This is a genomic window from Paraburkholderia megapolitana, from assembly GCF_007556815.1.
GTDB lineage: Bacteria > Pseudomonadota > Gammaproteobacteria > Burkholderiales > Burkholderiaceae > Paraburkholderia > Paraburkholderia megapolitana.
The window spans coordinates 2,945,323-2,969,266 of sequence record NZ_CP041743.1; the positions used below are offsets into that span (position 1 = coordinate 2,945,323).

Annotated in this window: 23 protein-coding genes; 16 read left to right on the forward strand and 7 right to left on the reverse strand. The window is 62.3% G+C overall.

The genetic code is table 11. The features are described from left to right. The first annotated feature begins 62 nt into the window (after positions 1-62). Positions 63-962 carry a LysR substrate-binding domain-containing protein gene (locus FNZ07_RS12430; RefSeq protein ID WP_091006707.1) on the forward strand — a complete coding sequence of 300 codons (900 nt, stop codon included), beginning with the start codon at positions 63-65 and terminating at the stop codon, positions 960-962. A gap of 19 nt (positions 963-981) precedes the next feature. Here FNZ07_RS12430 and FNZ07_RS12435 read toward each other — a convergent pair whose 3' ends face one another. Next, positions 982-2,277: a sugar efflux transporter gene (locus FNZ07_RS12435; protein ID WP_091006708.1), complete on the reverse strand. Its 1,296-nt coding sequence runs from the start codon at positions 2,275-2,277 to the stop codon at positions 982-984. A gap of 394 nt (positions 2,278-2,671) precedes the next feature. Between FNZ07_RS12435 and FNZ07_RS12440 the strand changes: the two genes are divergently transcribed. Further along, positions 2,672-3,589, forward strand: coding sequence for an AEC family transporter (locus FNZ07_RS12440; protein ID WP_091006710.1), 918 nt, complete (start codon positions 2,672-2,674; stop codon positions 3,587-3,589). Here FNZ07_RS12440 and FNZ07_RS12445 read toward each other — a convergent pair. After that, on the reverse strand, positions 3,573-4,550 hold the full coding sequence (locus FNZ07_RS12445) for a LysR family transcriptional regulator (protein WP_170275730.1): 978 nt from the start codon (positions 4,548-4,550) through the stop codon (positions 3,573-3,575). The two genes, FNZ07_RS12440 and FNZ07_RS12445, sit on opposite strands and share 17 nt — an antisense overlap. Before the next feature lie 135 nt (positions 4,551-4,685). Here FNZ07_RS12445 and FNZ07_RS12450 point away from each other — a divergent pair, with 135 nt between their 5' ends. Then, the gene (locus FNZ07_RS12450) at positions 4,686-5,729 is read left to right on the forward strand and encodes an aromatic ring-hydroxylating dioxygenase subunit alpha (RefSeq protein WP_091006714.1); all 1,044 of its coding nucleotides are present in this window, start codon (positions 4,686-4,688) and stop codon (positions 5,727-5,729) included. On the opposite strand, the gene FNZ07_RS12455 is transcribed toward FNZ07_RS12450, so the two are convergent. Continuing rightward, complete coding sequence (locus FNZ07_RS12455; protein ID WP_091006716.1) at positions 5,726-6,400, reverse strand: sensor histidine kinase; 675 nt, start codon at positions 6,398-6,400, stop codon at positions 5,726-5,728. The two genes, FNZ07_RS12450 and FNZ07_RS12455, sit on opposite strands and share 4 nt — an antisense overlap. 359 nt (positions 6,401-6,759) lie before the next feature. Here FNZ07_RS12455 and FNZ07_RS12460 point away from each other — a divergent pair, with 359 nt between their 5' ends. Genes FNZ07_RS12460 through FNZ07_RS12475 form a run of 4 tightly spaced genes read left to right on the forward strand, consistent with a single transcriptional unit; the run spans position 6,760 to position 10,551 of the window. Continuing rightward, positions 6,760-7,827, forward strand: a complete 1,068-nt coding sequence (locus tag FNZ07_RS12460) for an ABC transporter substrate-binding protein (RefSeq protein ID WP_091006718.1) — start codon at positions 6,760-6,762, stop codon at positions 7,825-7,827. A gap of 35 nt (positions 7,828-7,862) precedes the next feature. Then, entirely contained in the window at positions 7,863-8,717 is an 855-nt protein-coding gene (locus FNZ07_RS12465; RefSeq protein ID WP_091006720.1) for an ABC transporter permease, read from the forward strand. A gap of 35 nt (positions 8,718-8,752) precedes the next feature. Further along, on the forward strand, positions 8,753-9,643 hold the full coding sequence (locus tag FNZ07_RS12470; RefSeq protein ID WP_091006722.1) for an ABC transporter permease: 891 nt from the start codon (positions 8,753-8,755) through the stop codon (positions 9,641-9,643). 56 nt (positions 9,644-9,699) lie between these two features. Next, entirely contained in the window at positions 9,700-10,551 is an 852-nt protein-coding gene (locus tag FNZ07_RS12475; RefSeq protein WP_091006724.1) for an ABC transporter ATP-binding protein, read from the forward strand. Between the two features lie 35 nt (positions 10,552-10,586). Here the strand turns inward: FNZ07_RS12475 and FNZ07_RS12480 are convergent, their stop codons facing one another. Next, entirely contained in the window at positions 10,587-11,612 is a 1,026-nt protein-coding gene (locus FNZ07_RS12480) for a sulfonate ABC transporter substrate-binding protein (protein WP_091008739.1), read from the reverse strand. A 387-nt stretch (positions 11,613-11,999) separates the two neighbouring features. On the opposite strand from FNZ07_RS12480, the gene FNZ07_RS12485 reads away from it, so the two are divergent. The 6 genes from FNZ07_RS12485 to FNZ07_RS12505 all read left to right on the forward strand — a co-directional run bounded on the left by FNZ07_RS12485 (position 12,000) and on the right by FNZ07_RS12505 (position 17,690). Next, a complete protein-coding gene (locus FNZ07_RS12485) occupies positions 12,000-12,410 on the forward strand; it encodes a cupin domain-containing protein (RefSeq protein WP_091006726.1) in 411 nt (136 codons plus the stop codon). Between the two features lie 126 nt (positions 12,411-12,536). Next, a complete protein-coding gene (locus FNZ07_RS12490; RefSeq protein ID WP_091006727.1) occupies positions 12,537-13,019 on the forward strand; it encodes an ASCH domain-containing protein in 483 nt (160 codons plus the stop codon). A gap of 153 nt (positions 13,020-13,172) precedes the next feature. Then, positions 13,173-13,343 carry a hypothetical protein gene (locus FNZ07_RS33605; protein WP_170275731.1) on the forward strand — a complete coding sequence of 57 codons (171 nt, stop codon included), beginning with the start codon at positions 13,173-13,175 and terminating at the stop codon, positions 13,341-13,343. Between the two features lie 40 nt (positions 13,344-13,383). Continuing rightward, on the forward strand, positions 13,384-15,495 hold the full coding sequence (locus FNZ07_RS12495) for a phosphocholine-specific phospholipase C (protein WP_091008742.1): 2,112 nt from the start codon (positions 13,384-13,386) through the stop codon (positions 15,493-15,495). 256 nt (positions 15,496-15,751) lie between these two features. Further along, positions 15,752-17,113, forward strand: coding sequence for a cysteine--tRNA ligase (cysS, locus tag FNZ07_RS12500; RefSeq protein WP_091006729.1), 1,362 nt, complete (start codon positions 15,752-15,754; stop codon positions 17,111-17,113). Positions 17,114-17,279: 166 nt separating this feature from the next. Further along, positions 17,280-17,690: a YybH family protein gene (locus FNZ07_RS12505; RefSeq protein ID WP_170275732.1), complete on the forward strand. Its 411-nt coding sequence runs from the start codon at positions 17,280-17,282 to the stop codon at positions 17,688-17,690. Positions 17,691-17,783: 93 nt separating this feature from the next. Here the strand turns inward: FNZ07_RS12505 and FNZ07_RS12510 are convergent, their stop codons facing one another. From FNZ07_RS12510 to FNZ07_RS12520, 3 genes are all read right to left on the reverse strand, one after another. Further along, positions 17,784-18,929 (reverse strand): branched-chain amino acid ABC transporter substrate-binding protein, encoded by a 1,146-nt coding sequence (locus FNZ07_RS12510; RefSeq protein ID WP_091006733.1) that lies wholly within the window; start codon positions 18,927-18,929, stop codon positions 17,784-17,786. 57 nt (positions 18,930-18,986) lie between these two features. Next, positions 18,987-20,153 (reverse strand): ornithine cyclodeaminase, encoded by a 1,167-nt coding sequence (locus FNZ07_RS12515; RefSeq protein WP_091006734.1) that lies wholly within the window; start codon positions 20,151-20,153, stop codon positions 18,987-18,989. A gap of 70 nt (positions 20,154-20,223) precedes the next feature. Continuing rightward, positions 20,224-21,258, reverse strand: coding sequence for a histone deacetylase family protein (locus FNZ07_RS12520; RefSeq protein WP_091006737.1), 1,035 nt, complete (start codon positions 21,256-21,258; stop codon positions 20,224-20,226). A 120-nt stretch (positions 21,259-21,378) separates the two neighbouring features. Here FNZ07_RS12520 and FNZ07_RS12525 point away from each other — a divergent pair, with 120 nt between their 5' ends. The 3 genes from FNZ07_RS12525 (at position 21,379) to FNZ07_RS12535 (ending at position 23,917) form a co-directional block, all read left to right on the forward strand. Then, entirely contained in the window at positions 21,379-21,891 is a 513-nt protein-coding gene (locus tag FNZ07_RS12525; protein WP_091006739.1) for an Lrp/AsnC family transcriptional regulator, read from the forward strand. A gap of 141 nt (positions 21,892-22,032) precedes the next feature. Further along, on the forward strand, positions 22,033-23,067 hold the full coding sequence (locus FNZ07_RS12530) for a PDDEXK nuclease domain-containing protein (protein WP_091008744.1): 1,035 nt from the start codon (positions 22,033-22,035) through the stop codon (positions 23,065-23,067). A 184-nt stretch (positions 23,068-23,251) separates the two neighbouring features. Continuing rightward, the gene (locus FNZ07_RS12535; RefSeq protein WP_211367841.1) at positions 23,252-23,917 is read left to right on the forward strand and encodes a glutathione S-transferase family protein; all 666 of its coding nucleotides are present in this window, start codon (positions 23,252-23,254) and stop codon (positions 23,915-23,917) included. The last annotated feature ends 27 nt before the right edge of the window (positions 23,918-23,944 follow it).

The following is a 23,944-nucleotide window of genomic DNA, read 5'->3' on the forward strand; positions in this document are numbered from 1 at the left end:
GAACGCCAATTTTTACGGGACAAACGGTAAAATCTCATGGTTCCCATGCACAACTTGCATAAATGAAGATCGAACGCTACCCGCCGTTCAATGTGCTGCAGACGCTGCTGGTCGTCGCGCGCTGCGGCAACTTCACGGCTGCCGCGCAGCAACTGTTTCTGAGCCAGAGCGCCGTGAGCCGGCATATCCAGCAGATCGAGGAGTATTTCGGCTGCGCGCTGTTCGTGCGCCATACGCGGATGGTGGTGCCGACCGTCGAATGCCAGCGGCTCGTGCCGATCGTCGAAGAACTGCTCGCTACCGCGCGCCGCTCGATGCACATTCCGAGCATGGGCGGCCAGACCGTGACGCTGCGCGTTACGCCGACGCTGGCCGCACGCTGGCTGCTGCCGCGCCTGCCCGACTTCTATGCAGAAGCGCCGGGCACCCAGCTCAATATCGACACCGCGTGGTTCCTGCCGACCAACTTCGGCGAAGGCACGCTCGACGCCGCGATCCTGTTCGGCACCGGCCGTTGGGATGGGCTCGAAGCCACGCCGCTGATGCGCGAGCGTCTTACGCCCGTGTGCTCGCCGCAGATGGCTGAGGGTATGTCAGGTATGCCGCCGCTCGCCGAGCCGGCGGATCTGAAGCAGCACACACTGCTTCATTCGAGCTTCGGCCGGCGTGGCTGGATGTTATGGCTGCAAAAGGAAAGCGGCGAACTGGCCGCGCACACTTACCGCGAGCAGGTGTTCGACACACTCGACCTCGCGTTCAACGCCGCGGTGCGTGGGTTAGGTGTCGCGCTCGGCGACCTGAATCTGCTGCAGGAGAGTCTTGCGAGCGGTGCGCTCGTCAGGCCGTTCCAGCGCGTGCTGGAAACGGGCGCCGGCTATTACCTCGTGCATCCGCCGCGCAACGAGTATCGCGAGAAGCTCAAGCCGCTTTTGGTGTGGCTGCAGGCGCAGACGCACGAGTGACGCGGGCCGGTCGGTCGAGTCAATAAAGCTCGCGGGAACGCCGCCAGTCCTGCACGGCCTGCCACATGCGCCGCCACGGCGGATCGGCGAACAGGATGAATGCTCCCGCGGCCAGCAAACCGCAGACGAGGAACGTCCCGCGATAGCCGAGCCCGGCCACCAGCAATCCCGACAGCACCCCTGACAAGATCGAACCGACCCGCGACGAGTTGAAGAAAAGCGCGGTCGCCTGGCCTGGCGAGCGCGGCATCAGGTCCTGCACGTAGGTCATCCCGAGGCACGAGGTAACCGCGACGACAAACGCGTTCAACGCCTGCATCGGGATCAGGATCGGAATCGAGCCCGCCGCTGCCAGCGCGATGAAGTAGACGACATGCACTGCCGCGCAGGCGGCGAGCCAGCGCAGCTTGTTCAGCGTGGCGCCGCGTGCGCCGAGCGCGAGCATCATTGGGATTTCGAGGAATGCACCGAGACCGAGCATGATCGACACGTCGATGCGCGCGCCGGCGAGGCCGTGGACGACATACAGCGGCAACACGATCATCGTCGCGTTGGCTGCAAGCCCGATCAGCGTCAGCGCGATCACCGTGCGCCAGATCACCCGCGACGATGCGACTGGATGCACGAAGTCGGGTTTGACCGGCGGCTCCGGCTCGGTGACGGTGGTCACTTCGAGCAACGTCGCCGGATCGCCGGCTACGTGTGCCGGCGTGCTGTGCAACGCGCCGCCGGACGCCTCCGGCATGCGCCAGACGATTACCGCGCAGCCGGCAAAGCACGCTGCCGCGAATAGAAAGAGTCCGTAAAAATCCGCGGCGGCCAGCACCAGTGCGCCCACCGACGGCCCGAACACCCACGCCACCGACAGCACAGTGCGCAGCGTCGCCGTCGCGAACGTGCGCTCGGCCTCGTCGCGGACCTGCAGCGCCGCCCGACCAAACGAAAACACCATCGACATCGCCGAGCCGCCCGCGCCGAGAAACGCCACACCGATTACGAGCAGCGCGCGGTAGTCGCGCACGAAGCACAGCGAGAGGAAACCGAGCGCCGCCGCAATCAGTGCGGCGAGCAGCAACGCGCGGTGGTGCCCGTGGCGGTCCGACCATTTGCCCGCCCACGCGCTTGCCGCCACGCCGCTCGCCGCAATCAGCGTCATGAAGAGGCCGAGCCGCAGCGGCGTCATGCCGGCGTGCTCGACGCTGAACAGCGACAGGTACGGTGCGGTGAAGGACATCGCGACCCCGAGCATCAGGGTGGCGCCCGCGAGCGGCACAAAGGACGGGATGCGCGTGAGATCGGCGAATCGGGAGTTCATCGGGGGCGGATGTGGGAACCGTGCGCACGCCGCGCAACGGAGCGCGGCGCGGCCAAACCGCAGATGTTAAGCCTTTCGTCGGGAGGATGGGGGCGATTCGGGGCGGCTCGCGTTACGCCGACACGCGCTCAGGGGCGATCTGACATTGCTGCAGATCGCGCCTCTTATCTGCGCTTTATTCATTTATCGTCTTAACGACAAAATTTTTATTATTTTAAGTAATGACACATCTCTGCCACATTTCAGGGAGACCAACTATCGACAGAAGAAAAATGGCTAAAGCATCCGCTATTCAAGTGCACACGCACATCGTTGTTTGAACGTGCCATGAACGCGTTTATCGGCGTCTACGGCGCGGTGGTGCTGGCCAGGACATTCATCTAACGGAGCGCCCATGCAAAGTGTCTTTACAGCGCTCGTTCCGATATTCGCCCTGATATTGATGGGCTTCGTGCTTCGCCAGCGCAAGATGCTAGCCGACGAGTTCTGGCTGCCATGCGAAACGCTGAACTACTACTACATGTTCCCGGCGTTGATGTTCAGTCAGGTGGCGAAAGCAAACCTGGCCCAGTTTCCCGTTCGTCCGATTGCCATCGCGATTCTTGGCGCAGTCGGAACCGGTGCGCTGGTGCTGTACGCATGGCGTATCTGGAGCAGGCAATCGGGCGCGGTTTTTTCGTCGGTCATTCAAGGTGCCCTGCGGCCGAACACTTACGTCGGCGTCGCCGCGGCCGCGGCGATGTATGGCAGTGTCGGTCTAACGTTGACGTCGATCAGCATCGCAGTCGCCATCCCTTTGCTTAACGTGGCATCGATCATCATCCTGATGCATTACGGGAGTGGCGGTACCCCAACCAGTCGGCAAATCGTTAGCGCCCTGCTGAAGAACCCCGTCATCATGGCCGTGCTGCTCGGCGCACTTTTCAATGTGAGCGGTCTTTCACTGCCGGGTACGCTGTCGAACCTGCTTGCGATTCTCGGAGCAGCGTCATTGCCGCTGGGGCTCCTTGCCGTAGGTGCGGGGCTCGATATGAAAGCGGCAAAGGAGGCACGAGGCCCCGTTTTGCAGTCGTCGTTCATCAAGCTATTGCTCGTCCCGCTGCTCACGCTCTGGATCGGTCTGGCGCTCGGAATTCAAGGTCCGGCGTTGACGACAATCGTCTTGTTCAACTCGCTGCCATGCACTCCGTCGGCCTACATCATGGCGAAGCTGTTGGGCGGCGATCATCGTTTGTCTGCCGGGATCATTACTGTCCAGACCGCGCTGGCGGCAATCACCATGCCGCTTGTGCTGTTCATTTCACACTGGTAAGCCGCGTTCGCCGGCGTGGGGGCGATTCGGGCGGATTCTCGTCCGGCAAATCCGGGTAATGCTCGAAGGTCCGCTTGATCAGCTGCCGCAACCAGATGTTCGCCCCGTCATCATGAAACCGCGGATGCCAGTGCTGCCGCAAGCCGAACGGCGGCAACGCAACCGGCGGCGGCAGAATGCGCACCGTGCCGAGCTTCGCGAACACATTGCCGAGTTCGAGCGGCACCGTGGCGATCAGATCGGGATGCTGGTCGATCAGGAGCGGGACGACGAGAAAGTGTGGCGTCGACAGGTAGACGTTGCGGCGAATGCCGTATTCGTCGAAGGCGTTATCGTAGGCCGCGCCGGCCGGACCTTCGAGCATCACGACGATATGGCGCATCGTTTCGAACTGCTCGCGCGTGATCGTTTTGCCGACCGCCGTGTTGCGCACGCTCACCATCGTCACGAACGAATGCATGAAGAGTTGCTGCTGGAACAGTTCGTCGGGCGCCGCGCGGAACGACCCGAGCGCGAGATCGGCCTCGCCGGTTGCGAGCGTACCGGCGATCTGTCCAAACGGGACCTGGAGGCTGCGCAGCGTGCAGTCAGGCGCCTCCCGGCGCAACTGACGGATCAGCGGCGGCAGGAACACCAGTTCACCCATGTCCGTCATGCATAACGTGAAACTGCACCGCGCGGTGGCCGGATGAAACTGCGCCTGCGACACGACATCCTCGCGCAGCGTCGTCATCATGCCGACTATCGACGGACCGAGCAGCGCCGCCTTCGGTGTCGGCGTCATGCCCGTGGGCGTCTTGACGAACAACGGGTCTTCGAAGAACGCGCGCAGCCGGTTCAGCGCGTGGCTCATCGCTCCCTGCGACAAACCGACCTCCACCGCCGCCCGCGTCACGCTGCGCTCTCGCAGCAGCGCATCGAACACCAGCAGCAGGTTCAGATCGAGATCACGAATATGCATGGCGTGCATTCCAGTCATTACGGCCATTGTGTTGACGCATGATGGTGGCGAACCTATCGTGCGGTCAAGCGCCCCCGCAGTCGGGCGCGGCGGCAATGTGGCAATGCAATCGACAACATGACTGGAGACAGCACGATGTTTATTCAAAACACGTGGTACGTGGCCGCGTGGTCACACGAGATCGACGCGGACGGTTTCTTCGCGCGCACGATTACCGGCATTCCGGTCCTGATGTATCGCAGCGCCGACAGCACGGTGGTCGCGCTTGAGGACCGCTGCTGTCACCGCGGCGCCCCGCTGTCGCTCGGCCGGCGCGAAGGCGACGACGTGCGCTGCCTGTACCACGGCCTGAAATTCGACTGCAGCGGTGCCTGCATCGAGGCGCCGGCCCAGGACCGCGTGCCGGCTCAAGCGCGGGTGCGCAGCTTCGCGGTGGTCGAGCGGCATCGATGGATATGGATCTGGATGGGCGACGCGGCGCTCGCCGACCCAGACGCGATTCCCGACACGCACTGGCTCGACGACCCCGACTGGCGCAGCCTGCCCGGCTACATTCACTACGACGTGAATTACCTGCTGATCTGCGACAACCTGCTCGATTTCTCGCATCTGCCGTTCGTGCATCCGACCACGCTCGGCGGTCCGGAAAGCTACGCGAAGATCCGGCCGTTGGTCGAGCGGCTCGACAACGGCGTACGCGTGACGCGCTGGACCATGGACACCGATGTGCCGCCATTCGCCGCTGCGGTGAAGGCATGGCCGGGCAAGGTCGACCGCTGGAATATCTACGATTTCACCATTCCGGGCATCCTGCGGATGGACTCGGGCATGGCCCCGGTCGGCACAGGCGCATTCGAAGGCCGGCGGATCGACGCCGCCGAGTTTCGCGGCTGCCAGGCGCTGACACCGGAAACTGCTACGTCGACGCACTACTTCTTCGGGCATCCGCACAACTTCGCGATCGATCGACCCGAAGTGACACGCGCGATTCACGAGTCGATCGTCGAGGCATTCGATGAGGACCGCGCGATCATCACCGCGCAGCAGCGCAATCTCGCACGCGATCCCTCGTTCACGATGATGGCCTTCGCCATGGACTCGGCACTCGTGCAGTTTCGCCGCATCGTCGAACGGTATCTCGACGCGGAGCGTGAGAACCATGCTCAAAGCACTGTTTAACGCACCCCAATCCGCGCCACGACCCGGCCCGACGTCGGCGACGGCTCGATCGCCATCTCGCCGCCCGAACGCGTACACAAATGGTTCACGAGCCGTAGCCCGAAGCCGGCATCGGTCGCGCGATTGAAGGTGGATGGAAAACCGCGGCCTTCGTTCTCCACGACGATGCTCACGTATGCCGGCGTACGCTGCACGCCAACCGCAATATCGCCGGTGCCGTACTTGATCGCGTTCGTCACGAGCTCGGTGACGATCGATCCCAGCGACATCATCTCGTCGTCGCTTACCGTGAAACGCTCGCTCGGTAGCAGTTCGATACGGCGGGCGTCGAGTGGCGACAGCAATGCGTCGTGCAGATCGCGCACGAGATTTTCCAGGTATGGGAGCGCATCGCGGGTACGTTGCTGGTCGTGCCCATATAGATGCCCGTGAATACGCGCAAGGCTGTCGATCCGCTCGACCGCGATCGACAGTGCGCGGCGCACTTCCTCGCTGTCCGATTGCCGTGCCTGCAATTGCAACGTGCACGAGATCAGGTTCAGGCTGTTGCGCACCCGATGATGCACTTCGCGCATCTGCAGCACGTGCAGTGTGGCGTCGTCGTTCGGCGCAGTGGATTCGACGCCCGCGTGAGCCGGGATGTTTTCGTCTGTGGATGGACTTTGTTTCATGGCAGTGTCGGGGCAACTGGAGTGGGTGCAATGTAGCGCCGCGCGACAACCCCAGCCAGATCGCCCAGGACTAGATCGCCTGGTACTTCTGTACCTGACCGATGAGGGGCACGCTGCTGTCCGCACATCGATTCCGTCACTACAACGGAACGCAACTCCCCTCTTCGCCACGACGACAAGCGAATACGCCACCGGCGATATGCATAGCTCAAATACTTTCTTGTCCTGCCCCGTACCGTCGACAAGAATGTTTGTTCCCGTTCGACGCAAGTCATTCGCGCAGCAAGCCTCACGCTACCTCGGGTTATGCGGGGCTGCGCGTGCCCCTATCTCTTGCCCTGCACTTTCACTCGAACCTCATGCGCTATCCCCGCTTCCTGAAACTGCTGCTCGTGCTGTCGACGCTGTCCATCGCCGCGGTCAACGCCCACGCCGACAAGCCGGCGACGATCCGCATCGGCGTCGCCGATCAAGGCACCGGCGATCCACCGACCTTCGGCGGTTCGCCCGCGGCGACCGTACAACAGCAGCAACTACTGGAAAAGGAATTCGCCGCCGACGGCATCAAGGTCGAATGGCTGTTCTTCAAGGGCGCCGGTCCCGCAGTCAACGAAGCGATCGCCAATAAATCACTCGACTTCGCCTTTCAAGGCGATCTGCCCGCGGTACTCGCGCGTGCCAACGGTTTGAAGACGCGCATCCTGCTCGAATCGGGCGTGCGCGTCGGCATCAAGATCGCCGTGCCGCCCGACTCCGACATCCATTCGATCAAGGACCTCAAAGGCCGCCGCGTATCGATCTTTCGCGGCACCAACCTGCAGCTCGTCGCCGACAACGTACTGGCCGCGAACCATCTCGACGAACGCGATCTGCGCGTGCTCAATCTCGACACGGCCAGCTCGCTCGCGGCGCTGGCTTCGAAGGGTATCGATGCGTCGGTCAACGATTATCACCTGTACAAGCTGCGCGACCAGGGGCTCGCGAAGATCATCTACGAATCGCAGACCGATGGCCCGCAGTTCACGCGGCAATCGCATCTGCTCGTCACCGAAGACTTCGAGCATGCACATCCGGAGATCGTCCAGCGCGTGGTGAACGCGTTTGTCAAAGGCGCGCAATGGTCGTCGGACGAGGCGAATCGCGATGCGCTATTCCAGCAGTGGGCGAAGAGCGGTGTAGGCGTTGCGTCGTGGAAAGCGGAGTTCGCGAACCGGACCTTGAAAGAACGCAACTCGCCGTTGATCGATCCGTTTATCGTCGGGCGCTACAAGGCCGTCGCGCAAGCGGCGTTGCAGCTCAAGCTGATTCGCCAGCCGGTCGAAGTCGACAGCTGGTTCGAGCCGCGTTACCTCGATAACGCGCTGCGCACGCTGAAACTCGAGCATTACTGGACGCCCTATGACGCAGCGGGCAAACCGCTCGCCTGAGCGACCACACTCGCCCCATCCGACGGAGCGCGACGATGAGCGATACCGCAATTCCGCTGCACGCAGCCCCTGGCGATACGACTGTCAGCGCCGCTTCGTCGGGTCGCCGTGCGCGCCACGTGCTGCGCGCACTGGCATGGCATCTCGCGCCGTGGCTTCTGCCGGTCGCGTTGTTCGCGCTGTGGAGCATCGGTTGCGAGCGCGGCTGGATCGCCCCGCAGATCCTGCCGCCGCCCGAGCGCGTCTACGACACCTTCATCGAACTCGCGCGCAGCGGCGACCTCGCCAGCAATACGTTGATCAGTCTGCAACGCGTGTTGCTCGGCTTTGGCGCCGGCACCGTGGCCGGTTTTGCGATCGGCGCGGCGCTTGGACTGTCGCGGACGCTCGAAGCGTACGTGCTGCCCTCCTTCAATGCGATTGTGCAGATTCCGGTGCTGGGCTGGCTACCGTTTCTGCTGTTGCTCGTCGGCGTCGGCGAGCCGCTCAAGTACATCCTGATTGCGCACGCCGCGCTGGTGCCGGTCACGCTCAGTACGCTGCAAGGTTTCCGGCAAACACCTGCCACGCTCGACGAGGTCGCGCGGGTCTTCAAATACAACCGCTGGCAACGCATCGTTTATCTCGTGCTGCCCGCGGCCGTGCCGACGCTTGCTACCGGTATCCGGCTTGCGTTTACCAAGGCGTGGCTTGCGCTCGTCGTGGTCGAACTCGTCGCTTCGTCCGAGGGGCTCGGCTATCTGATCGTCTACGGCCGGCAGCTATTTCAACTCGATCTCGTGATGGCGTCGGTCGTCGTGGTCGGCGCTATTGGCCTCGCCATGAACCGGTTGCTCGATGCGCTCGAAGCGCGTCTGCGGCGTGGGCAACCGTCCGCGTTTCGCGAATAACCCTCGCATCACCGCCTGCGTAGAAGGAGCACACGATGGCGTCGAACCGAATTCCCGCGCAACTTCGTCTGCGTCGTCATAACCGGCGCAAGGGGCCGCCGCCGTGCGGCTGCGACGCCGTCGAGCAGGACGCTCTGTCAGCCGCCGACGAAAAATCGTTATCGCGTCGCATCGACTGGCGGGGCCTCGTCTTGCCACTCGTGGTCTTTGCGTTGTGGTGGACGGTGAGCGCGGCGCATCTGGTGAAGAGTGGCCTGCTGGTCAGTCCCGCCGATGTCGCGCATACCGCGTGGGAGCAGATCGTCAGCGGAGCGCTGGTGCGCGCGTTGTCGGCATCGCTCGCACGCGAAGCTAGCGGGTTCGCGATCGGTAGCATTGCCGGGTTGTTGCTCGGCAGTGCGCTTGGACTGTCGCGTATCGCGACGCGGTTGATCGCGCCGAGCTTCGACACGTTCAAGCAGATCTCGCTGTTCGCGTGGATTCCGTTGATCTCCGTCTGGTTCGGTCTCGGCGATGCCGCGAAGGTCGTGTTTCTGTCGCTCGCCGCGCTGCTGCCGGTTGCTGCACATACCTGTGACGGCATTCATTCCGTGCCGCGCGCGTATATCGAAGTCGCGCGCGCGTTCCGCTATTCGCGCCTGCAACTGATCCGCCATGTGATCCTGCCCGCCGCACTGCCGTCGATTTTCACCGGCATCTATCTCGCGTTGATTTACTCCTGGCTCGCGACGCTGGGCGCCGAATATCTACTGGTGGCGGGCCGCGGCATCGGCAATACGCTGATCGACGGCAGCGAGCAGTTCCGGATGGACCTGGTGCTGTTCGGGATCATCGTCGTCGGTTTGACGGGCTGGGCGCTGAATGCGCTTGCGCGTGCAATCGAGCGGGCGGTGTTTGCGCGCCGGCCCGATGCGGTATCAGCCTGAGTTGTTTTGCCTCGGTTGTTTTGCCTGAAAACCGCCCCACTCGCACAGGACCGTTCATGACGACCGCCCCCCTCTCTTCCGAAGGCATCGACATCGTTCACGTCAGCAAACACTACGCGCAGCGCGGTGCGCCGCTCGCCGTGCTCGACGACATCACGCTGCGCGTGCGGCCTGGCGAATTCGTCAGCGTGGTCGGTGCGAGCGGTTGCGGCAAGTCGACGCTGCTGCGTCTGATCGCGGGGCTCGATGCCGACTATCGCGGCACGATCCGCGTGGCCGGCGAGCCGGTGCGCGACACGTCGTTAGAGCGCGGGATCGTGTTTCAGGACCATCGGCTGTTTCCGTGGCTCACTGCATCGCAGAACATTCACGCAGCGTTGCGCAACGCACCGCTGTCGGCGAAAGAAAAGCGCGATGCCGTCGCTGAGCACATCGCGCTCGTCGGATTGAACGGTTTTGAGAACGCGTATCCGCATGAGCTGTCGGGTGGCATGGCGCAGCGCGTCGCGATTGCCCGGGGACTCGTGAACCGGCCGCGCGTGCTGTTACTCGACGAACCATTCGGCGCGCTCGATGCGCTCACGCGTGGTCGCCTGCAGAACGAGCTGCAACGCATCTGGGAACACGAACGCATCACGATGATTCTCGTCACGCACGACGTCGACGAAGCGCTCTATCTGGGCGATCGCGTCGTCACGATGGCGCCGCGCCCGGGTCGCATCGAACGTATCGTCGACGTTGCATTGCCGCGCCCGCGCGAGCGCAGCGATCCGCGCTTCATTCGTTTGCGCGATGTGGTGCTGGCGGATTTTGTGGAACCTGGTGTGGCTTCGACGACGCATGGTGAGCCGCCGCACGGAGGACTGCCTGCGCAACAGCCGGTCACCGCGTGGCGGCTTGCTCGATAACGCTGTTCACAGCCGGCACATCGGCAACACCACCCTCACGCCGTCTGCCACCGGGCATCAACAACCTCGATCTTGCGCGGAATCAGCTTCAGGTTCGTGAACGCATCGGCGATCTGCTGTTGATACGCAAGCGTCGCACTATCTATCGGCTGCACACCGTAGCCCGCGCGTTTAAGCGCGACTTCGAGCGTCGCGGTATCGAGACCGGTAAGCGGCGACAACTGCGCCGCAACCTCCGGAATGTGATCGCGTGCCCACTCGTCGACCTTCGCGGTTTCATCGAGTAGCGCATGGACCAGTTGCGGTTGCGCAGCGGCAAACTTGCGGCTCGCGACGTAATACTGCGTGTTGCGCACGAGACCCTCGCCGTCCACGATCACGCGCGCACCGGTCTGACGCTGGGCCGCCGCGTAATACGGGTCCCAGATCACCCATGCATCGACGCCGCGCTGCACGAATGCCGCACGTGCATCGGCAGGCGCGAGATAGGCCGGTACGATTTCCTTGTAGTCGACCTGGGCGCTCTGCAGCGCCTTGACCAGCAGATAGTGAACGTTCGAGCCGCGGTTCAGCGCAACTTTCTTGCCGCGCAGATCGGCGACCGTCTTGATCGGCGAGTCGGCCGGCACGATGATCGCTTCGCCCTTCGGCGCCGGCGGCTCGCTGCCCACGTAGACGAGGTCGACGCCACCGGCCTGGGCGAAGATCGGCGGTGTCTCGCCGACTGTGCCGACATCGACCGCGCCCGCGTTCAAACCTTCGAGCAGTTGCGGTCCGCCCGGGAATTCCAGCCACTGCACCGCGACGCCCTGGGCAGCGAGACGCTTTTCGAGCGTGCCGCGCGCCTTCAGCACGATGAAGTTGCCGTACTTCTGATAGCCGATGCGCAGCGTCTTGCCGTTGCCTTGTGCGTGGGCCGCCTCGCTCGCCGCAAATGCCGCGGCGCCGCCCAACAGCGTCGTGCCGCGCGCGACGGCCAGCGTAGCCGCGCCTGCGGCTTTCAACAGTGTGCGACGTGCGCCGTCGTGCGTGGCGGCGTTGATGTCTTTCTTCGATGTCATATGCGTGAGTCTCTTCGTGTCCGTCAGCGTGTCTGCCGATGCGTCAATGGCGTCGATATGCCGATGCGCTTTCCGCACAGCGGCTATGCATCATGCGTGGACCGATCCGCACGGGTCAATGCGCTGCTTCGAGTTTTTTGTGCTATCGATTCCGTCTGCGGGAATTTGCGCACGCGGCAATGCGTGGCATCGCGGAATCGCTGACGGCTCGCATACGGAAATTTGTATCGGCATGTATCTATCTTCCTGAGGGATACACAGCCCGACAAGAATCCCCTCGCAACGACTTCGAACGCGCCTAAGGTTTGGATCAAGCGGTGCACCGCTTTACTCATGGCATGTGATCGTCATCGTCATGCCTGTTATCCAGACTGAAGGAGCACAACCATGCTGAATAGACGCGGTTTCGTATCTGGCGCGCTTGGCGCCGCGGTTGGTCTAGCTTTGTTTCAAGGCAACGCCGATGCGCAGGATGCGCCGAAATACCCCCTCAGGTTCCTCGCGAAAACGGAGTACCCCGGCGACAAGTACGCCTGCATCCTTGTTTCGGAAGATCTCTCGCCAGGACAGCGCGTCGCGCGGCATATGCATTCGGGCGTCGAATCCAGCTATATCGCCACGGGCAGCATCACACTGTCGATACAGGGCGAGCCGGACCTCGTTGTAAAAGCCGGCGACGGCTATCAGATTCCGCCGCTTACGCCACATAGCGTACAAAACGGCCCCGAAAAATCGACGATTGTTGCCACGTTCATTGTCGAGAAGGACAAGCCGTTGGTGCAGTCGGTACCGGAGTGAGTCGGGACTTTGGCGCATGGCGGTCAATGCATGCGGTTGTGTGTATGCTTTCGTGCGCCCCTCTCTGAGGGGTGTCGCTGACGAAGCACATACAGGTTCTTCAACCGCCACCAAAGGTGAACGCCAATGGACAGCAAAACGCCGCAATCCGACGCATTCTGGCGTGCCTATGCATCGCACGCCGGGATCGGCCCGACTAGCTATGAGGTGGTCAGTTTCGGCGACAGCGCTGAGATGGCGAATGAGCTGGCCGAACTCGTTGTCGCCGGGACCAAGCGTGCGACCGCATCGCTCGCACGCTACTACGCGCAGGCACCCGACACACTGCCGAAGCCTGGCGACTACGTGGTGCTCGTCGACGGCGACGGTGTGCCATGCGCGATCTGGCGCACCACCGAGGTCACCGTGAAGCCGCTCATCGCCGTCGACGACCGCTTTGCATGGGACGAAGGCGAAGGCGACCGCAGCCGCGCCTTCTGGCTCGACGCGCACCGCGCATTCTTCGGCGCCCAGGCCGCCGAAGACGGTTTCGACATGCACGATCAGATCGACACGGTGTTCGAACGCTTCGAGATCGTCTGGCCGCCGGCAATCGCCGATGTGCCCTGATTGCCTTGATTCCGGTAACGGTTAGCTTTCAAGACACCTTCCTGTAATAAATTGAAACTATCTTCGCGGCTAGCTTGCGCCCCGACGTGGCTTCAGCGGATGCTTGAGCGTCCCCCTATTTCCGTTATCTCCTGATCTTTCCCGGAGCAATTCATGCAGATGCCGGTATTTCGGCTTTTGGCACTGATCGGCCTGTTGGGCGCGACGACGCTCATCGGTGCGTGCGGTGCGGACATCGACCCACCCAAGGCAGCATGTGGCAACACCACGCTCGCCAATACCAAGATGAGCTGTCCGCCGGGCTTTGTCCCGCCCGCATCCTGACGATCGAATCCAGCCTGGAACCCCGCGCATGAACTTCCGCATGAACCCCAAATCCCGTCGCGATTTTTTGAAGCTGTCAGCCGGCGTAGCCGGCGCGACCGTCGCCTCCGCACTGTTTCCCGAGTCGATCCGCAAGGCGCTCGCCATCGAGCCGAATTCGGTCACCGGCACCATCCAGGACGTCGAGCACATCGTCGTCTTCATGCAGGAGAACCGCTCGTTCGACCACTATCTCGGTCACCTGAGCGGCGTGCGCGGCTATAACGACCGCTTCCCCGTCACGCTGCCGAACGGCCAGCCCGTATGGTTCCAGCCGCGCCAGGAAGACCAGACCAAAGTCATCGCGCCGTTTCGCTACGACACGACGAATCCGGGCGTCAACGCGCAATGTATCGGCGGTCTGCCGCATACGTGGAGCACGACGCACGGCGCGATAGACGGCGGTCGCGGCGACAAATGGGCCGTGCAGAAAACGAACATGACGATGGGCTACCACGTGCGCGCGGACATTCCGTTCCACTACGCGCTCGCCGACGCGTTCACGGTTTGCGATCACTATTTCTGTTCGATCCCGGGCAATACTCACCCGAACCGCATGTACCTGATGACCGGTATGGTCGATCCGAAGGCAACCGGCGGCGGCCCGCTGCTCGACAACACCGACTACATCGACAACCAGTTCGACAGCATCAAGCTGGCGCCCTTCAACTGGACCACCTATCCCGAGCGGCTGGAAACGGCCGGCATCTCGTGGCAGATCTATCAGCAAGGCACGGGCTTCGATAATTTCACAGGCAACTACGGCACGAACATGCTGGCCTGTTTCCAGAATTTCGTAAACGCGCCGGCCGGTTCGTCGCTGCAAAACCGCGGCATGAGCACACGCACGCTCACGCAACTGAAGGCCGACGTCGAAGCCAATGCCCTGCCGCAGGTGTCGTGGCTGCTGCCGCCGGCGGCCTATTCGGAACATCCGAAGTTCACGCCGCTTTACGGCGCCAACTACATCTCGACGATTCTCGATGCGCTGACGTCGAACCCGGATGTATGGAGCAAGACCGTTCTGTTCATCATGTACGACGAGAACGACGGCCTGTTCGATCATATGGTGCCGCCGCAGGCGCCGACGCTGCCGGGCTCGGGCTTGAGCACCGTCGACATTTCGCTCGAACGCCACGACGTCGTCACCGCAACACAAACTACCTATACCGCCGATAACCTGCCCTACGGCCTCGGCCCTCGCGTACCGATGACGGTGGTGTCGCCGTGGTCGAAGGGTGGCTTCGTCTGCTCGCAGGTGTTCGATCACACGTCGGTGCTGCAATTCATCGAGAAGCGTTTCGGCGTGACGGAAACCAACATCTCGCCGTGGCGCCGCGCGATCTGCGGCGATCTGACCTCGGCGCTCGATTTCTCGAAGTCGGACCCCGCGGTACCGACGCTGCCGAGTACCCAGTCGTATATCGCCCAGTCCGACCAGCAGTGCGCACGTCCGACTGCGCAGACCGCGCCCGCCAGCAACGCACAGCAGGTGGTTACGGCGCAGGAGCCCGGCACGCGACCTGCACGCGCGCTGCCCTACGAGCTGCATGTGAATGGCCAGTTGCAGGCGCAGGGATACACATTGACGTTTGCCAACACCGGTAAGCAAGGTGCGCATTTCTGGGTGTACACCGGCGACCCGACTGCAATGCCGCGTCGCTACACGGTGGAAGCGGGCAAGCAGTTGAGCGATGTCTGGGCCCTCGATGCGAAGGGCAACTACCTCGTGAACGTCTACGGTCCGAACGGTTATTTCCGGCGCTTCGCGGGTTCCGCCAGTGCGGATGCGGCGGCAAAACCCGATGTAGTGACCTGCTACGACGTCGCGAATGGCCACGTCTATCTGACGCTCGCCAACGCCGGGGCCACCGCGTTGACCATCACCGCCACCGATCTCGCCTACGGCCAGCCGCCGCGCACGCTGAGCGTACCGGCGGGCAAGAGCATCGAGGCGCACTGGGACCTGTCGTGCAGCAACCAGTGGTACGACCTGCAACTGACGGTCGCAGGAAACGCGAACTGGTTGCGCCGTATCGCGGGTCACGTCGAGACAGGCAAGGTCAGCATCACCGATCCGGCTGCGACTGCGCCGGTGACGACGGCGATTTAAGTCCGATGCTTTGGGCCCGCTTCGTGGGCCCGCCTTCGTTGACCTGGCGAAAAGCGCGCGTTAGCATGCTTCCCATGCTTACCCGCGCCCTCTCCCATTCCAGCCCCACCCATGCACTCGCATGCTGTTGCTGCCTGCCTGGGGGAGTTCGCGTCTAGCGCGTCGCTTCGCATCACATCCGCTTCCCCAAGGCCACCCGTTGAAAAACCGGTGGCCTTTGTGTTTTTAAAGCCGCCTTGCCATACGGAGCATCTCGATGCCTCTTGCCCTATACGACACCTGGTCGCGCACCGTGCGCCCTTTTACGCCGCTACAGCCCGATCATGTCGGCCTGTACTGCTGCGGACCCACGGTCTACGACCACGCGCATATCGGCAATGTGTTCGAGGACGTGCTGCGTCGCGTCTTGGCGCTGAACGGCTACAACGTGCGGCACGTAGTCAATATCACCGACGTCGGACATCTCACTTCGGATGCGGACGAAGGCGAAGACAAGATGGAAAAAGGCAGTCGCCGCACCGGACAATCGGCTTGGGATATCGCGGAGCGCTATACCGCAGCCTTTATCGACGACTGGCACGCGCTCAACCTGCTGGAGCCGACCCTGTGGTGCCGCGCGACCGACCACATCGCCGAACAGATCGCCTTCATCGCCACACTCGAAGCGAACGGCTACACGTATCGCACCACCGACGGCGTCTACTTCGACACCAGCAAGCAGGACGACTACGGCTTTCTGGCGCGCCTCGACCGTGACGGTCTGCAAGCGGGCAAGCGCGTCGCACTCGGCGAGAAGCGCAGCATCACCGACTTCGCGCTATGGAAATTCAGTCCCGCCAATTCCACCCGGCAAATGGAATGGGACAGCCCGTGGGGGCGCGGCTTTCCTAGCTGGCATATCGAATGCTCGGCGATGTCGGCGAAGTATCTCGGCCCGTGGTTCGATATTCATTGCGGCGGCGAAGATCACATCGCCGTGCATCACAGCAACGAGATCGCGCAGACCCAGGCGTGCCACGGCACGCGGCTCGCGAACTTCTGGATGCACGGTCACTTCCTGATGCTGGATGCCGCGAAGATGTCGAAGTCGAGCGGCGACTTCCTGCGCATCGAGACGCTGGTCGAGCGCGGTTTCGATCCGCTGGCCTACCGTTATCTGTGCCTGACAGCGCACTATCGGAGCACGCTGCGGTTCACGCAGGAGGCGCTCGAGGGCGCACAGGCCGCGCTTGATCGACTGCGCAAAGCCTATGCGAGCTGGCCCTCGGGTGGCACCGCGGACGAAGACTTCGTCGCTCGCTTCGACGCCGAGGTCAACCAGGATCTGAATCTGCCGCGCGCGCTGGCGGTGCTGTGGGAAATGGTCAGGAGCGAACTACCCGTCGAAACGCGTCGGGCAACAGTCGATCGTTTCGATACGGTACTCGGCTTGAACCTCGCCGCATGGCGGGCAGGCAGCTTCGATATTCCCGCAGACGTCGCGGAGCTTGTCATCCAGCGCGAGAACGCCCGCGCCGAACGGAACTGGGCAGAGGCCGACCGCTTGCGCGACGCATTGCAGGCGATGGGCTGGCAGATCCAGGACAGTGCGGATGGGCAACAACTCAGTCCGTGCTGAAACCGTCATCAAGCCTCCCAACCGCAAAACGATCCGGTGTTGAAGCACCGGTCGATGGTCTGTCACAACGGTAGGGGCTGCCACGTCTAATGGGTGAGACAGGACGCCCGCATGGATGCGTGCCGATCGTGCGGGAATGCATTCCCATCACTTCACGGAGCAACGAATGGCAAACGCTAACACCGATTTCCAGCAGTTCTTCAAGGACCGCGAAGCCGCGGGCCAGTCTTTCGTAAACGGTAATGCGGGACCGGTCACGCGGTTGATTGCGACTCGCGTACCGGTGACATTCTTCGGCCCTACCGGCACGGTCGAACAGCAGGCCGGGGCCATCGCCGAAGTCTTTCGCAAGCAGGCTGCACCTTTCAGGCGTGGCGATAGCGAACTCGAAACGCTCCAGGTTCACGTCGACAGCACGTCCGCCTACTGGGTCGGCATTCAGAAGGCCCGCGTGACGATAGGCAATCTGGCAACGCCGATGGACATGAATCTGCGCGTGACCGAGCTCTTTCGTCTGGAAGACGGCGCGTGGAAACTCGTTCATCGCCATGCCGATCCGCTCGGCCCTCGCACCTAAGGTCCCGCGCAGCCTAAAGAAGCACGACAGGTATCCCCACCCGACGAGCGCCGCGTGGGTATCGTGTTCCGGCTGAGGTTGCGTACTGATCGCTCACAACTTGACGACGTCGAGCAGTTGCTTCTTGCCGTCCTTGTACGTGTAAAGCGAAATCACGCCATGCTGCAGATCGCCCTTCGCATCGAAGCTCGTTTCGCCGATCACCCCGCGATAGTGGGTTGCCGGCATGGCCGCGAGCGTTTTCGCCGGATCGGTGGACTGCGCGCGCTGCATCGCGTCGACGATGATGAACACCGCGTCGTACGCAAACGGCGCATACACCTGCAACGGCTGATGAAAGCGGTTCTGGTAGCGCAACGCGAACGCCGTGCCACCTGGCATCCGGTCGAGCGCCATGCCCGCTTCCGAGCACACCACGTTGTCCGCCGCCGTGCCCGCGAGGTTCGGCAGATCGCCGGAACATACGCCGTCGCCGGCCAGCACCCGGGCGCGCACACCGAGTTGCCGCGCCTGCTTCGCGAACGGGCCGCCGGTCGCATCCATGCCGCCGTACATGATCGCGTCGGGGTTTTCGCCCTTGATCCTCGTGACGATGGCGCGGAAATCGATGGCTTTGTCGTTGGTCGCGTCATGCGAGACGACCCGAATACCGAGCGATTTCGCGGTCTTCTCGAATTCGTTGGCGAGGCCCTGGCCGTAGGCGGTCGCATCGTCGACGATCGCGACCGTCTTCACGTGTAGCGACTGTGCCGCGTAAGTGGCGAGCGCGGGGCCTTGCTGCGCGTCGGTGGCAACTACACGGTAGGTGGTCTTGAAGCCCTGCTGCGTGTACGCGGGATTGGTCGCGGCCTGGGAAATCTGCACGATGCCCGCGTCCCTGTAGATGCGCGACGCGGGGATCGACGTGCCCGAATTCAGATGACCGACCACGCCGACTATCTTGTCGTCGACGAGCTTCTGCGCGGCCTGCGTCGCGGCGCGCGGATCTCCCGCGTCGTCCTGCGAGTCCAGTTGTAACGTGACGCGTTGACCGCCGATCACGAGCCCTTTCGCGTTGATCTCCTCGACCGCGAGCCGCGCGCCGTTCTCGCTGTCCTTGCCGAGATGCGCGATCGCGCCGGTCAACGGTGCGGAGTGGCCGATCTTTACGACCTGATCGGCGTGCGCTGCGACGGCCTGCGTGCAGGCTACGGCGATGATCGTCAGCGCCAATGTGCGGTGGCTGGAACTGCCCTTCATGGTTGTCTCCTCCATATCTTGAGCGCCGATGGGTGGCGCGTTTGTATCGACGATGGATCAGAGCGCCGGCATTGCCGCGCGTGCATGCGTCGAATCGCTTTGCAGTGCGAGCCTTGGGTCGCTCTTTAGTTCGCCTTTTAGTTCGCCAGTAGATTCACGCAACGACTGCGGCGAGCGTGCCTGCGCTTGTGCGTCGGTTTGCATCTCGCCCGAGGCGAGCACGCGGAACAGATCCTTCGGATCCGCCGGCTCGGGAATCAGATCGAGCAACGCGCCGATGCTACGTTCCTGCGTGACGTCGTTCAGATAGCGCAGTGCCGAGAAGTCCTCCAGCGCAAAACCAACTGAGTCGAACACCGTGATCTGCCCATCGAATTCGCGTCCTTTCTCCGCATGCGACAGCACACGATGAAACTCGATGACCGGGTGGTCGTGCGGCAGTTGCTGGATGTCGCCCTCGATGCGTGTCTGCGGTTCGAACTCGACGATCACGCGCGCCGCGCGCAACACATCGGGATGCAGTTCGGTCTTGCCGGGGCAGTCGCCGCCCACCGCATTGATGTGCATACCGGGCTCGATCATGTCGGGCGTCAGGATGGTGGCGTTGGTCTTGTCGGCGGTGACGGTCGTCACGATATCGGCGCTGCGTACCGCCTCGGCGGCGGTGTGTGCACGCACCACGCGCAAGCCGCGGAACGGAGCGAGATTGCGGATCAGCTTGTCGGTGGCCGCAGGGTCGGCGTCGTAGGCTCGGATCTCATCGATACCGAGCATCGTGTGGAACGCGATCGCCTGGAATTCGCTTTGCGCGCCGTTGCCGATCAGCGCCATCGACCGTGCCTCGTTGCGCGCCAGATACCGAGCGACCAGCGCGGAGGTGGCCGCCGTGCGGATCGCCGTGGTGAGCGTCATCTCGCTGAACAACAGCGGATAGCCGTTATCGACATCCGCGAGCACACCGAATGCCATCACGGTAAGCATGTCGACACGCGTGTTCTTCGGATGACCGTTGACGTACTTGAACGCGTACAGCTTCGCATCGGCGGTCGGCATCAATTCGATGACGCCATCCGGCGAATGGCTCGCAATGCGCGCCGTTTTTTCAAACGTGTCCCAGCGCCGGTAGTCCTGTTCGATGTAAGACGCCATCGATGCGATGACTTTGCCGACACCCACTTCATTCACGAGTTGGGCGACATGGTTGACATCGATATATCGAGTCATGATCACTTTCCTCTATTGATTTGATAAAAACGGTCGCGCTCTGCAGTCGAGCGCAAGGATGAACGCACCCTCACGCGGCGCGGCCTTCGAATCCCAGCAGCACGTTCACGGCATTCGTGCCGATCTCGTCGACCATATAGCCGCCTTCCATCACGAACAGCGTCGGCATGCCGAGACGCGCGATCGCTTCGCCAAGACGGATGAAGTCGTTGCTTTTCAGCGCGAAGTGGCTGATCGGATCGCCTTCGAACGTATCGACGCCGAGCGATACGACCAGCACGTCCGGCGCATAGGCCGTCAAGCGCTTGCCCGCATCGCCGAGTGCATGGCTGTAGCGCGGCCAGTCGGTCCCTTCGGGCAGCGGATAGTTGGCGTTGAAACCGAGCCCAACGCCGCGGCCCTCTTCATCGGCGAAACCCGAGAAATACGGAAACGACACACGCGGATCGCCGTGCAGCGAGACGAACAGCGCATCGGCGCGCTCGTAGAAAATGTCCTGCGTGCCGTTGCCGTGATGAAAATCGACGTCGAGTACGGCGACCCGTCGCGCGCCGTGGGCGAGGCAGCGTTGTGCCGCGATCGCTGCGTTGTTCAGGTAGCAGTAGCCGCCCATGTATTCGCGCGCCGCATGATGTCCGGGCGGCCGGCACAACGCGAACGCCGCGCGTGCGCCGGCCAGCACGACATCGACACCGGTCAGCGCGACGTTTGCGCTACTGCACACGGCTTCCCATGTATGGGCGCCGATCGGCGAACCGGCATCCATGGCGTAGTAACCGAGTTTACCGTCGATAAACGAAGGCTCGATATCGTCGCGTAACGTACGCACCGGCCAGACAAGTGGCAGCGCATCGTGCTTGCGGCCCGTTGCGGACCATTCGGCCCACGCCGTTTCGAGAAAATGCACGTAGCGGTCGCTGTGCGCGCCGACGTAGTGCGAGCGGTCGTAGTGCGTCTCGCCGATCACCTCGCCGAGTCCGGCTGCGCGCACGCGTGCGACCACGGTGTCGGCGCGCTGCGGGTTTTCGAAGGATCGGGCGATCAGGCCATCTTTCAGCTCGATGCCGTAGTGCAAACGATGAGACTCGCTGAATACAGTAAGCATGACGGGTTGGGTCCATACAGAGTTCAGCGAACAGTGTATCGACCCCGTGGGGCATTTAATTTGCTTTTCGATCTACTCAAACCTACACTTCCCGCACAAACAAACTACTAAATTTGATATATGAGAACGAATCGCCCTAAACCGGAACTCGACGCAACCGATCGCGCGATGCTGCGTTTATTGCAGGAGGACGGCGGGCTGTCGAACGCCGCGTTGAGCGAGCGTCTCGCGCTGAGCGTGACGCCGTGCTGGAGAAGACGAAAGCGTCTCGAAGACGAAGGCGTGATTCGCGACTACCAGGCGAATCTGGATCGGCGCCAGCTCGGGTTCGACGTGCTCGCGTTCGTGTTCGTGCGCTTTCTGTCGCATGGCGACAATGCACCGGACCGCTTCGAGAAAGCGGTCGCGAAACTGCCGGAGGTGCTGTCGTGCCACAAGGTCACCGGCGACGCCGATTATCTGCTGCAGGTGCTGGCCAGCGATCTCGATAGCTACGGCGATTTCATCGAGCGTGTGTTGCGCAAGCAACCTGGCGTCGCGTCGATACAGTCGAGTCTCGCGCTGCGCGAGGTGAAGTCGACGAGTCATATTCCGGTGCCTGAGGATCTGGAGCAGCCGGTGAAGCGGCGCTGATGAGTGGATGGTGACAGGTTCTTGACGACGGATTGTCTCTGCGCTGCGGAGACCATTCGGCCAGGTTTCTCCTTCTGCCATCCCTCGGTAAGGTGGTCTTTCCCCATGGACCGTGCGATCAGGCACGCTGGCTTTGGCAAGATGACCGATCTTTTTCCTTCAACCCTGCTCGACGATGTGCGGCGCCTCATTAACACCGCGCGATCGCGGGCCGCTGCGGCGGTCAACGCGGAACTATCGCTGCTCTACTGGCAGATCGGCCACCGGGTGCGCGTGAACATTCTGCGGAATGCGCGCGCCGGCTACGGCGATGCAACCGTGGCCGGGCTCGCTGAACGCCTGACAGCAGAGTACGGCCGCGGCTGGAGCGAGCGCCAGTTGCGACACTGTGTTCGCCTGGCCGAGGTGTTTCAGGATGAACCAATTCTCTCCGCAGTGCGGAGAGAATTGAGCTGGACCCATCTAAAAACGTTGATTTACATCGACGATCCGCTGAAACGGGACTTTTACATCGAGTTGTGTCGTGCCGAACGCTGGTCGTCGCGCCAGCTACTGGAACGTGTCAACTCGTTGCTGTTTGAGCGCAGCGCGCTTTCGCGCAAGCCGGAAGACACAATCCGGCACGAGCTTTCGCTGTTACGCAGTGAACAGCCCACCCCGCCCGACGTCGTGTTGAAAGATCCCTATGTGCTCGACTTTCTCGGGCTGAGCGACCGCTACCTCGAAGGCGATCTCGAAAACGCCATCCTGCGCGAAATGGAGCAGTTCCTGCTGGAGTTGGGTGCGGGCTTTACGTTCGTCGCCCGCCAGAAACGCCTGCAGATCGACAACGACGATTTCTATATCGACCTGCTGTTCTACAACCGCAAGTTGAAACGGCTTGTTGCCGTCGAGTTGAAACTCGACGCCTTCAAGGCTGAATACAAAAGCCAGATGGAACTCTATCTGCGCTGGCTCACCCGCCACGAGCAGGAACGCGACGAACTCCCGCCGATCGGCATCATCCTCTGCGCGGGAAAGAAGCAGGAGCAGATCGAACTTCTGGAGCTGGGCAAGAGCGGAATCCACGTCGCGGAATATCTGACCGTACTGCCGTCTCGCGAAATCTTGCAGGAAAAGCTGCATCAGTCGATCGCAACCGCGCGTGCTCGCCTTGGGAGCAAAGAAGAAGCGTAAAGATTCTTTCATGCGCAGCCGGCGAAGCGGCGCTAATGAGACGGTCTAATCTGATTAGAAACCGCTCTTCGATAAGAAAAGTAGCCAAGAGATGTCGATTTAGCCCGATCTCGAACGTCGACCAGGTATGCGCCGGGTTGTGTATCCGGCACCTGACAAGACATCAAACAAAGGAGAAGTCAGCATGCCCCCTCCACTGCTCCCCGTTATCACCGCCTTTGAACGGTCGCCCGATCGCGGCAAGGGACTCGCACGTGACATGCGGGTTCGCTGGGCGCTTGAAGAAGCGGGCCAGCCTTACGAGGTTCGTCTGGTGTCGTTCAGTGCAATGAAAGAACCCGCGCATCGAGCGATTCATCCATTTGGGCAGATCCCGACCTACGAAGAAGGCACGCTTGCGCTGTTCGAGTCGGGGGCGATCGTGTTTCATATTGCAGAGTCCCATACCGGCCTGCTACCCGACGACGCGCACGCCCGGGCACGCGCGATCACATGGATGTTTGCCGCGCTCAACACGGTTGAGCCGACTATCCTCGATCTCCAGACCGTCAAGTTTCTGGAGCGCGACAAGCCGTGGTACGAGGAGCGCCTGCTGATGGTCCTGGATCGCATCCGTGGCCGGCTAGGCGAGCTGTCCGATCGCCTTGGCAGTGCCGACTGGCTCGATGGTGCGTTCAGCGTGGGCGACCTGATGATGATCGCGGTGCTACTCCGGTTGAAACCATCGGGCCTGCTCGACGAATTTCCGAAGCTCTTCGCCTATGTCGCCCGCGGCGAAGCGCGCCCCGCGTACCAGCGCGCTTTCGCCGCTCAACTGGCGGTTTTCAACGCCCAGCTGCCGACCGGCTGATGTAGCGGCTCTGCACAATCTGCCGGA

What these genes read in the sequence shown, in the direction of transcription:
- FNZ07_RS12430 (WP_091006707.1), top strand. Translation starts at nt 63, where the DNA reads ATGAAGATCGAACGCTACCCGCCGTTCAATGTGCTGCAGACGCTGCTG.
- FNZ07_RS12435 (WP_091006708.1), bottom strand. Translation starts at nt 2,277, where the DNA reads ATGAACTCCCGATTCGCCGATCTCACGCGCATCCCGTCCTTTGTGCCG.
- FNZ07_RS12440 (WP_091006710.1), top strand. Translation starts at nt 2,672, where the DNA reads ATGCAAAGTGTCTTTACAGCGCTCGTTCCGATATTCGCCCTGATATTG.
- FNZ07_RS12445 (WP_170275730.1), bottom strand. Translation starts at nt 4,550, where the DNA reads ATGCATATTCGTGATCTCGATCTGAACCTGCTGCTGGTGTTCGATGCG.
- FNZ07_RS12450 (WP_091006714.1), top strand. Translation starts at nt 4,686, where the DNA reads ATGTTTATTCAAAACACGTGGTACGTGGCCGCGTGGTCACACGAGATC.
- FNZ07_RS12455 (WP_091006716.1), bottom strand. Translation starts at nt 6,400, where the DNA reads ATGAAACAAAGTCCATCCACAGACGAAAACATCCCGGCTCACGCGGGC.
- FNZ07_RS12460 (WP_091006718.1), top strand. Translation starts at nt 6,760, where the DNA reads ATGCGCTATCCCCGCTTCCTGAAACTGCTGCTCGTGCTGTCGACGCTG.
- FNZ07_RS12465 (WP_091006720.1), top strand. Translation starts at nt 7,863, where the DNA reads ATGAGCGATACCGCAATTCCGCTGCACGCAGCCCCTGGCGATACGACT.
- FNZ07_RS12470 (WP_091006722.1), top strand. Translation starts at nt 8,753, where the DNA reads ATGGCGTCGAACCGAATTCCCGCGCAACTTCGTCTGCGTCGTCATAAC.
- FNZ07_RS12475 (WP_091006724.1), top strand. Translation starts at nt 9,700, where the DNA reads ATGACGACCGCCCCCCTCTCTTCCGAAGGCATCGACATCGTTCACGTC.
- FNZ07_RS12480 (WP_091008739.1), bottom strand. Translation starts at nt 11,612, where the DNA reads ATGACATCGAAGAAAGACATCAACGCCGCCACGCACGACGGCGCACGT.
- FNZ07_RS12485 (WP_091006726.1), top strand. Translation starts at nt 12,000, where the DNA reads ATGCTGAATAGACGCGGTTTCGTATCTGGCGCGCTTGGCGCCGCGGTT.
- FNZ07_RS12490 (WP_091006727.1), top strand. Translation starts at nt 12,537, where the DNA reads ATGGACAGCAAAACGCCGCAATCCGACGCATTCTGGCGTGCCTATGCA.
- FNZ07_RS33605 (WP_170275731.1), top strand. Translation starts at nt 13,173, where the DNA reads ATGCAGATGCCGGTATTTCGGCTTTTGGCACTGATCGGCCTGTTGGGC.
- FNZ07_RS12495 (WP_091008742.1), top strand. Translation starts at nt 13,384, where the DNA reads ATGAACCCCAAATCCCGTCGCGATTTTTTGAAGCTGTCAGCCGGCGTA.
- cysS (WP_091006729.1), top strand. Translation starts at nt 15,752, where the DNA reads ATGCCTCTTGCCCTATACGACACCTGGTCGCGCACCGTGCGCCCTTTT.
- FNZ07_RS12505 (WP_170275732.1), top strand. Translation starts at nt 17,280, where the DNA reads ATGGCAAACGCTAACACCGATTTCCAGCAGTTCTTCAAGGACCGCGAA.
- FNZ07_RS12510 (WP_091006733.1), bottom strand. Translation starts at nt 18,929, where the DNA reads ATGAAGGGCAGTTCCAGCCACCGCACATTGGCGCTGACGATCATCGCC.
- FNZ07_RS12515 (WP_091006734.1), bottom strand. Translation starts at nt 20,153, where the DNA reads ATGACTCGATATATCGATGTCAACCATGTCGCCCAACTCGTGAATGAA.
- FNZ07_RS12520 (WP_091006737.1), bottom strand. Translation starts at nt 21,258, where the DNA reads ATGCTTACTGTATTCAGCGAGTCTCATCGTTTGCACTACGGCATCGAG.
- FNZ07_RS12525 (WP_091006739.1), top strand. Translation starts at nt 21,379, where the DNA reads ATGAGAACGAATCGCCCTAAACCGGAACTCGACGCAACCGATCGCGCG.
- FNZ07_RS12530 (WP_091008744.1), top strand. Translation starts at nt 22,033, where the DNA reads ATGACCGATCTTTTTCCTTCAACCCTGCTCGACGATGTGCGGCGCCTC.
- FNZ07_RS12535 (WP_211367841.1), top strand. Translation starts at nt 23,252, where the DNA reads ATGCCCCCTCCACTGCTCCCCGTTATCACCGCCTTTGAACGGTCGCCC.